Origin of the sequence: Lutibacter sp., from assembly GCF_016342705.1 — a bacterium.
Taxonomy (GTDB): domain Bacteria; phylum Bacteroidota; class Bacteroidia; order Flavobacteriales; family Flavobacteriaceae; genus Lutibacter.
Window position 1 is genome coordinate 498,180 of record NZ_JAEINV010000001.1, and the last position, 8,592, is coordinate 506,771.

The 8,592-nt window shown below is 29.8% G+C and carries 7 protein-coding genes; 5 read left to right on the forward strand and 2 right to left on the reverse strand.

Translation table 11 applies throughout. From position 1 onward, the window contains the following. Window positions 1-86: 86 nt before the first annotated feature. The 3 genes from galB to JEY78_RS02050 all read left to right on the forward strand — a co-directional run bounded on the left by galB (window position 87) and on the right by JEY78_RS02050 (window position 4,507). Window positions 87-2,513, forward strand: coding sequence for a beta-galactosidase GalB (gene galB / locus JEY78_RS02040; protein ID WP_291846371.1), 2,427 nt, complete (start codon window positions 87-89; stop codon window positions 2,511-2,513). A 293-nt stretch (window positions 2,514-2,806) separates the two neighbouring features. After that, window positions 2,807-3,763 (forward strand): bile acid:sodium symporter family protein, encoded by a 957-nt coding sequence (locus JEY78_RS02045; RefSeq protein WP_291846373.1) that lies wholly within the window; start codon window positions 2,807-2,809, stop codon window positions 3,761-3,763. 27 nt (window positions 3,764-3,790) lie between these two features. After that, window positions 3,791-4,507 carry a methyltransferase gene (locus JEY78_RS02050; RefSeq protein WP_291846374.1) on the forward strand — a complete coding sequence of 239 codons (717 nt, stop codon included), beginning with the start codon at window positions 3,791-3,793 and terminating at the stop codon, window positions 4,505-4,507. An 11-nt stretch (window positions 4,508-4,518) separates the two neighbouring features. Here JEY78_RS02050 and JEY78_RS02055 read toward each other — a convergent pair whose 3' ends face one another. Together JEY78_RS02055 and JEY78_RS02060 are read right to left on the reverse strand one after the other, a co-directional pair. Beyond that, entirely contained in the window at window positions 4,519-5,889 is a 1,371-nt protein-coding gene (locus JEY78_RS02055; RefSeq protein ID WP_291846376.1) for a saccharopine dehydrogenase family protein, read from the reverse strand. 69 nt (window positions 5,890-5,958) lie between these two features. Further along, a complete protein-coding gene (locus JEY78_RS02060; protein ID WP_291846378.1) occupies window positions 5,959-6,192 on the reverse strand; it encodes a DUF2007 domain-containing protein in 234 nt (77 codons plus the stop codon). A gap of 70 nt (window positions 6,193-6,262) precedes the next feature. Here JEY78_RS02060 and JEY78_RS02065 point away from each other — a divergent pair, with 70 nt between their 5' ends. Together JEY78_RS02065 and pckA are read left to right on the forward strand one after the other, a co-directional pair. After that, a complete protein-coding gene (locus JEY78_RS02065) occupies window positions 6,263-6,637 on the forward strand; it encodes a DUF423 domain-containing protein (RefSeq protein WP_291846380.1) in 375 nt (124 codons plus the stop codon). A gap of 216 nt (window positions 6,638-6,853) precedes the next feature. After that, window positions 6,854-8,452, forward strand: a complete 1,599-nt coding sequence (pckA, locus tag JEY78_RS02070) for a phosphoenolpyruvate carboxykinase (ATP) (protein ID WP_291846382.1) — start codon at window positions 6,854-6,856, stop codon at window positions 8,450-8,452. The last annotated feature ends 140 nt before the right edge of the window (window positions 8,453-8,592 follow it).

Here is an 8,592-nt window from a genome sequence, read left to right on the forward strand (position 1 = left end):
AAAAGTAAAAAACCCATAAACAATTTGTTTATGGGTTTTTAATTATATAACTATCTTTGAATAAGTTTTAATTAAATAAGATGACCATGAAATTATTTATACAATCATTTTTTGTACTACTTTTGTTAGTGAAAATTTCCTATGCACAGGAACGTTTTGTGAAAGAATTAGACTCCAACTGGAAATTTCAAAAAACTCAAAATGAAAATGCGTTTCAAATAAATTTTGATGATTCAAAATGGGAAACAGTGAGTGTACCTCACGATTGGGCAATTTATGGGCCTTTTGATAAAGAAATTGACAAACAAAATGTGGCAATTACCCAAAATGGAGAAGAAATAGCATCTGAAAAAACGGGTAGAACAGGGTCTTTACCACACGTTGGAACTGCGTGGTATAGAAATACATTTACTTTACCTCAACATGAAAAAGGTAAAAAAGTAATCTTATTGTTTGAAGGTGCAATGAGTGAACCACAAGTTTTTTTAAACGGAAAAAAAGTAGGTGAATGGGCATATGGTTACAGCTATTTTTATTTTGATGTTACAGATTTTATAAATAATGGAGAAAATATATTAGCGGTTAAACTAACAAATAAAGAGTTTGCTTCTCGCTGGTATCCCGGAGCTGGATTGTATAGAAAAGTAAGTTTAATTGTAAAAAATAAAGAAAGTATTAACCAATGGGGAACTTTTATTACAACGCCATTTATTGCTGAAAATGAAGCCAAAGTTACTATTAAAACAAAAACTTCAGGTAATAATATTCATATAGTTTCTTCTATTTATGATGCCGATGGAAATTTATTGATTTCGAATAAAACTACTGAACAATTTGGTGGGGAATTTGAACAAAATATAAAAGTTGAAAACCCAAAATTATGGAGTCCAGAGTTCCCATATTTATATACAGCAATTTCTCAAATATTTGTTGGAAGTGAGTTGAAGGATGAAGTTTCAACTAAATTTGGAATAAGAGAAATAAAGTATGAAGCGACAACCGGTTTTAGCTTAAACGGAAAAGTTACCAAGTTTAAAGGCGTTTGTTTACATCACGATCTTGGTCCGTTAGGTGCAGCGGTTAATAAGGCAGCTTTAAAACGACAGTTAACCATTTTAAAAGATATGGGTTGCAATGCTATTAGAAGTTCACATAATATGCCATCATTGGAACAACTAGAATTATGTGATGAAATGGGCTTTTTGTTTTTAGCAGAAAGTTTTGATGAATGGAAAAAGCCAAAAGTTGAAAACGGATATCATCGTTTTTTTGATGAATATGCAGAAAAGGATATTGTGAATTTAGTACATGCCACCAGAAATCATCCATCAATTGTCATGTGGAGTTCAGGAAATGAAGTTCCTGACCAATGGGGAGCAGAAGGTGTAAAAAGAGCCAAATGGTTACAAGATATTTTTCATAGAGAAGACCCAACTCGGCCGGTAACTGTTGGAATGGACCAAGTAAAAGCAGTGATGGAATCTGGTTTTGGAGCTTTGTTAGATGTTCCTGGACTTAATTACAGAGTGCATTTATATGAAGAAGCTTTTGAAAAATTCCCACAAGGATTTATTTTAGGTTCAGAAACAGCTTCTACAGTGAGTTCAAGAGGGATATATAAATTTCCTGTAGTTCAAGAAAAAATGAAACAATATGATGATTTTCAAAGTTCATCATACGATTTAGAAGCGTGCAGTTGGTCTAATGTGCCAGATGAAGATTTTGTGTTACAAGATGATAAACCTTGGGTAATTGGAGAATTTGTATGGACTGGATTTGATTATTTAGGTGAGCCGACACCGTATGATGAAATGTGGCCATCTCGAAGTTCATATTTTGGAATTTCAGATTTAGCTGGTTTGCCAAAAGATCGTTTCTATTTATATAGAAGCCGTTGGAATACCAAAGAAGAAACGTTACATATTTTACCTCATTGGAATTGGAAAGGTAGAGAAGGAGAAGTAACTCCTGTTTTTGTGTACACAAATTATAACAGTGCAGAACTTTTTGTGAATGGGAAAAGTATGGGAATTCAAAAAAAGAATAATACAACACCTCAAAATCGTTACCGTTTAATGTGGATGGATGTAACATATGAACCAGGTACAATTAAAGTTGTTGCTTTTGACGATGCTGGAAATCCTGTAGCTGAAAAGGAAATAAAAACAGCAGGAAAGCCTTATAAAATTGTTTTAAATCCAGATAAAAAAACTTTAAAAGCAGATGGAAAAGATTTATCATATGTTGAGGTTTCTGTGGTTGATAAAAATGGAAATCCTTGTCCAACAGCTACCAATCAATTAAAATTTAAAGTAAAAGGATCTGGAACTTATAAAGCGTCTTGTAATGGAGATGCAACTTCATTAGAATTATTTCATTTGCCAACTATGAAATTGTTTAGTGGTAAATTAGTTGTGTTGGTACAAGCCACACAAAAAGTTGGGGAAATAGCATTGTCAGTTACTGGAAAAGGTTTAAAATCGGGTGAATTAAATTTAAATTCAGTGGAATAGTTTAATAATATGAGTTGTAAACCATTTCTATTTAAATAGAATATAAATATAGTTCCATATAAAATAAACTAGTTATTTGAATAAGTAGAACATTATCTTTCTATTGATGAAATTTCCTCTAAGAATAATTAATTTTTAAGGCTAAATTTAAACCATTAGCTGTAAAAAAAACCTTGTATTATAGTGCAAGTTTTTTTAATTATTTGTTACTTTCAAATTTAATTTTAATTAATTTGCAATGAAATTAAACCATTTTTATATAGCAAAGAGGAGTATTAAATTAAATTTGATTAATGAAATTAGATAAATTTGTATTAGCAATTATTATCACAATAATAACGTCTTATTTTGTTCCGCAATTTGGGTTAGATAATAGTAAAATTCCGTTGGGAATTATAAGTAGTGTTGGAGTTTCATTAATTTTCTTTTTTTATGGCTTAAAGCTTAGTGGAGAAAAATTAAAAGAAGGTTTAAAAAATTGGAAACTACATTTTCTTATTCAATTAAGTACATTTTTGTTATTTCCTTTAATAGTACTTATTTTTTATCCATTTGTTCAAAATGAAGAAGCTCATTTATTATGGTTAGCCATATTTTTTATGGCAGCTTTACCTTCTACAGTTTCTTCATCAGTAGTTATGGTTTCTATAGCAAAGGGCAATATACCATCGGCAATTTTTAATGCTACTATTTCTGGGCTCATTGGTATTGTAGTAACACCACTTTGGGTTGGTCTTTTTACAAATAATGCTAATGTGAATTTTGACTACACGAGTATTTATTCAAAATTATGTATAGAAATTATTTTACCAGTTATAATTGGTAACATATTACATCGGTTTTTTGGTAAGTATGCTATTAAATATAACAAACAATTAAGCTTGTTTGATAAATCTGTAATTCTTTTAATTATATATAAAAGTTTTGCAAAATCGTTTAACGAAAAAATATTTAGCACTGTGAGTAATTTAGATTTTATACTGCTATTTACAGTGGTAATTTCTTTATTTTTTGGTGTTTATTTTTTTATAGGTTTTGTAGCTAAAAAATTGAATTTTTCTATTGAAGATAAAATAACAGCACAATTTTGCGGAACAAAAAAATCATTGGTTCACGGTACGGTTTTTTCAAAAGTATTGTTTGGTACTTCAGCAATAACGGGCTTTATTTTATTGCCAATTATGTTATTTCACGCCATTCAAATTTTAATAATTAGTATTATTGCAAAAAAAGCAGGAAACAGAAGTTAATTTTAATGTGTGTTCAAAATTTAAATAATGTCAAACTCTCCTTTTCAATTTAAACAATTTACAGTTCAACAAAATAAAACAGCAATGAAAGTTGGAACTGATGGTGTTTTATTAGGTGCTTGGGCAGAAATTAATGCTGATGTTTTTAATATTTTAGATATTGGTGCAGGAACTGGTTTAATTGCTTTAATAATGGCTCAAAGAAGTGATGCAGAAGTTATAGATGCCATTGAATTAAATGATGATGCTTATGAGCAAACAGTTGATAATTTTGAAGTGAGTGATTGGGGAGATCGGTTATTTTGTTATCATGCATCACTACAAGAATTTGTTGAAGAAATAGAAGATACATATGATTTAATAATTTCCAATCCGCCTTTTTATACTTCAACTTATAAAGAATTGTCTAAAGAAAGAGCAATGGCAAGGCACTCAGAAAGTTTGCCGTATTCTGATTTGTTAAGTGGAACAGCTAAATTATTATCAGAAATTGGGACGTGTGCTTTTATAATTCCTTTTTCTGATGAAGAAAATTTTATTGAAATAGCCAAATCAAATAATTTATTTATTAATAGAATTACAAGAGTTAAAGGAACTTTTGATGCTCCTATTAAACGTAGCTTGTTACAATTTTCTTTTGAAGAAAAGGCAATTGAGCAAAATGAATTAGTGATAGAAATTGAGCGTCATTTGTATACCGATGCATATAAAATTTTAGTACAAGATTATTATTTGAAAATGTAAAAATAGTTTCACTATCCATTGACATTTTCTGGATTATAGCCTAAATACGGAACTTTTTTTTCTTTAAAGGTTATTCCATTTTCTTCCAATTCATTTAAAATAGGATTGTAAACTTCTTTTTTAATTGGAATTTGAACTCCCGGAGATGAAATTTCACCATTTAATATTTTTAAAGTTGCAATGGCAACTGGTAACCCTACAGTTTTTGCCATAGCCGTATAAATTTGATTGTCACCTTTGCAAACCATGCTACTTTCAATTTGATGCTTTTCACCGTTTAGTTCATAACCAAAAAGATGTTGCATAACAATCATATCTTTATCATCTTTTTTTAAGGTCCAACTATCACTTAATATTTTTTCTAATATTTGTGCGGGCGTGGCGTTCTTTAATCCTACTTTTTTGTTTTTATTAAAAATATCTAGCTCTAAAAGTTTTTCCCAAACTATATCGTCTTGATCAATTTTAAGGTAGTGTCTTAATTTTAATTCTACAGAATCATTTGGGTTATAGGCTAAAAAAGAATTGGTAAATTCTCGGTAACTCATAGTTTCAGAATTTTCAATTGTATAACTGTCATCTGTCATTCCTAATTGAACAAACACATTCCATGCCCTTGAAAATCCAACACGTCTAATAGTTCCTCTGTATAGAGTTAAAATAGTATCTAAACCGTAAATGCTTTTATATTTTAAGGAATCTCTGTTAGCATAACCTTCAAATTTACCATATCCGTCAATTTTCAAAATCTCAGTTCTTCTAAAAAGTTTGTGGTAAGGAATATATTTATAAGAACCTTCTTGCAAAAATTTAGCGGCACCACCTTGTCCTGCTAAAACTACATTTCTGGGGTTCCAAGTAAACTTATAATTCCATAAATTATCATCGCTTTCTGGAGCTACTAAACCACCTGTAAAAGATTCAAAAAGAATTATTTTTCCACCTTTATCTCTAATAGTATCTAAAACTTTCATGGCGCTCATATGATCAATACCAGGGTCTAATCCAATTTCATTCATAAAAATTAGATTTTTTTCAATCACAGCTTCATTTAAAGCTTTCATTTCATTTGAAATATAGGAAGCGGTCACCATATTTTTACCAAATTCTAAACAGTCTTTAGCAACATTTAAATGTAAATGAGCGGGAAGCATTGAAACAACAATGTTGGCATTTTTAATTGCTGACTTTCTCTCAATTTCATTAAAGATATCCAAAACAATTGCTGAACCATTTTGATGGTTTTTTATTTTTTCTTTTGCAAGATCCAAAGAAACATCGGCTACAGTAATATGCAAATTTTCTAGGCTAGATTTATTTAGTAAATATGTTATTAAAGAGGATGAAGATCTACCTGCGCCAATAACCAAAATGTTTCTCATTTTCTTTTTTTTTTTAGGGATTATTTTTAATTTAGAAACAATTAATTAAATGTATTTGTTAAATAATTATTAATTATTTTTCTCATGTAAATCATCTAAAATTTTTTTCGCTTTTTTTAAATCGGATGAATTTACTTTTAGTTTATAGCCTTCAACAAAAGCTGTTCCTATTGTTGTGGCAATATTTTCATCTATAATGTAGGATTCAATATCATAATTAGCTAATACTGTTTTTGCAATATGAACCTCATGAATTAAACTAGCTGTTAACAGCGTAACTAAACTATCTGAATTATTTTCCATATTTTTGATTTTTTATTAAATATACAAAATAGATAATTATTTTTTCTTAATAAATATATAATTTACTACTATGAATAAATATTTAGCAATTTCCTCATTTTTAGGAGCTTTAACAATTGTTTTAGGTGCTTTTGGTGCTCATGCTTTAAAAGATATTTTATCACCAATGCAATTAACAAGTTTTGAAACTGCTGTTCGCTATCAAATGTACCATGTAATAGTATTATTATTTGTAAATGTATACACAGGTTTTTCTGAAAAGAACAAAAAAAGTATCAGTAATTTATTTATAATTGGTATGGTACTTTTTTCAGGATCAATTTATGCAATTACTTTTGGAGTTCCTCCTAATACCATATGGTTTATTACTCCATTAGGTGGAATTATCCTAATTTTTGGGTGGTTGCTTATGGGTAAATGTTTTGTGATAAAAAGCACCAAATAAAATATTTTATAGAAAAAAGAGAAAACGATTTCGCAAATAAATCATTTTTAGTTTTGAAGTATAAAAAATTGATATACAACTGATTAGTGCGTGAAAACGTTTTAGTAAATAGTCGAAATTTACTGATAAATGTCATAAACGTACGAAACTATTAATGGTAAATTTGTTAAGGAAAATTAAATTAATGATTACTAATATATAATTAAAACAGTTAATATGAAAAATATTAAAATTATTCAGGAGTTACACAATTTAGGAATTACAGGATATCACGAAGTAGTATATAACCCTTCATATGAAGAATTATACCAAGCAGAAACTTCTATCCACAGAAAAGGTTTTGAAAAAGGTGCAGATACAGATACAGGAGCAGTAGCTGTTAAAACTGGAGTTTTTACAGGGCGTTCTCCAAAGGATAGATACATTGTAAAAGATGATATTACTAAGGATACTATTGACTGGAATAGTGTTAATATGGCAACCACTAATGAAGTTTACCAAGATTTAAAAGGATTGGTTTTGAAACAACTTTCTACATCAAAAAAAATATATGTAGTTGATGCATTTTGTGGAAGTAATGAAGATACAAGATTAAAAGTACGTTTTGTAATGGAGGTGGCTTGGCAAGCTCACTTTGTAACAAACATGTTTATTAGACCATCTATTCACGAGTTAGAAAACTTTGGAGAGCCAGATTTTATTGTAATGAATGGTTCTAAAACTGTAAATAAAAACTGGAAAGAGCAAGGTTTAAATTCTGAAAACTTTGTGGTATTCAACTTAACTGAAAAAATTCAAATTATTGGAGGTACTTGGTACGGTGGTGAAATGAAAAAAGGTATGTTTGCAATGATGAACTACTACCTGCCATTAAAAGGAATTGCTGCTATGCACTGTTCAGCTAACGTTGGTGAAGATGGTGATGTTGCTGTATTCTTTGGTTTATCAGGGACTGGTAAAACTACACTTTCAGCAGATCCAAAACGTTACTTAATTGGTGATGATGAGCACGGATGGGATGACAATGGTGTATTTAACTTTGAAGGTGGTTGTTATGCAAAGGTTATTGACTTAAGTGAAGAAAATGAACCAGACATTTGGAGAGCAATTAAAAGAGATTCATTGTTAGAAAATGTTGTTGTAAATGAATATGGAGAAGTAGATTACTACGATCATTCAATTACTGAAAACTCAAGAGTTTCATACCCAATTTACAATATAAACAAAATTGTATTGCCTTCTAAAGCTGGTCACGCAAGTAAAATTATTTACTTATCGGCTGATGCATTTGGTGTATTGCCTCCAGTTTCAATTTTAGATGACGCACAAGCACAATACCATTTCTTATGTGGATTTACATCTAAATTAGCAGGTACTGAAAGAGGAATTACTGAACCAACTCCATCATTCTCTCCAGCATTTGGTGAAGCATTCTTAACATTAAGACCAACTATGTATTCTTCTACCTTAGTTGCTAAAATGAAAGAGCACGGAGCAAAAGCATATTTAGTAAACACAGGATGGAATGGAACAGGAAAAAGAATATCTTTAAAAGATACACGTGCAATTATTGATTCAATTTTAGATGGATCTATTGATAATGCTGAAACTGTTGATGTTCCTTATTTAAACTTAACAGCGCCTAAGGTATTACCAAAAGTAAGTGATATTTTAGACCCAAGAAACACTTATAAAGATGTTGCTGAATGGGAAGTAAAAGCTAAAAAATTAGCGGCATTATATATCAAAAACTTTGAAAAATATTGTGATACACCAGAAGGACTTGCATTAGTTCCTGCAGGACCACAATTATAAGATTAAATTTTTTAAAGTAAATTATAGAGCCTCCCATTTTGGGAGGCTTTTCTTTTTATAAATTTGTCCCGTCCTAAAATAAGTTGACACAAAATCAACTTATTATGTATTATTCAGAGAAACCGCTTAAGAAGCGTACC

Coding starts and splice junctions, on each gene's coding strand:
- galB (WP_291846371.1), top strand. CDS start 87: ATGAAATTATTTATACAATCATTTTTTGTACTACTTTTGTTAGTGAAA.
- JEY78_RS02045 (WP_291846373.1), top strand. CDS start 2,807: ATGAAATTAGATAAATTTGTATTAGCAATTATTATCACAATAATAACG.
- JEY78_RS02050 (WP_291846374.1), top strand. CDS start 3,791: ATGTCAAACTCTCCTTTTCAATTTAAACAATTTACAGTTCAACAAAAT.
- JEY78_RS02055 (WP_291846376.1), bottom strand. CDS start 5,889: ATGAGAAACATTTTGGTTATTGGCGCAGGTAGATCTTCATCCTCTTTA.
- JEY78_RS02060 (WP_291846378.1), bottom strand. CDS start 6,192: ATGGAAAATAATTCAGATAGTTTAGTTACGCTGTTAACAGCTAGTTTA.
- JEY78_RS02065 (WP_291846380.1), top strand. CDS start 6,263: ATGAATAAATATTTAGCAATTTCCTCATTTTTAGGAGCTTTAACAATT.
- pckA (WP_291846382.1), top strand. CDS start 6,854: ATGAAAAATATTAAAATTATTCAGGAGTTACACAATTTAGGAATTACA.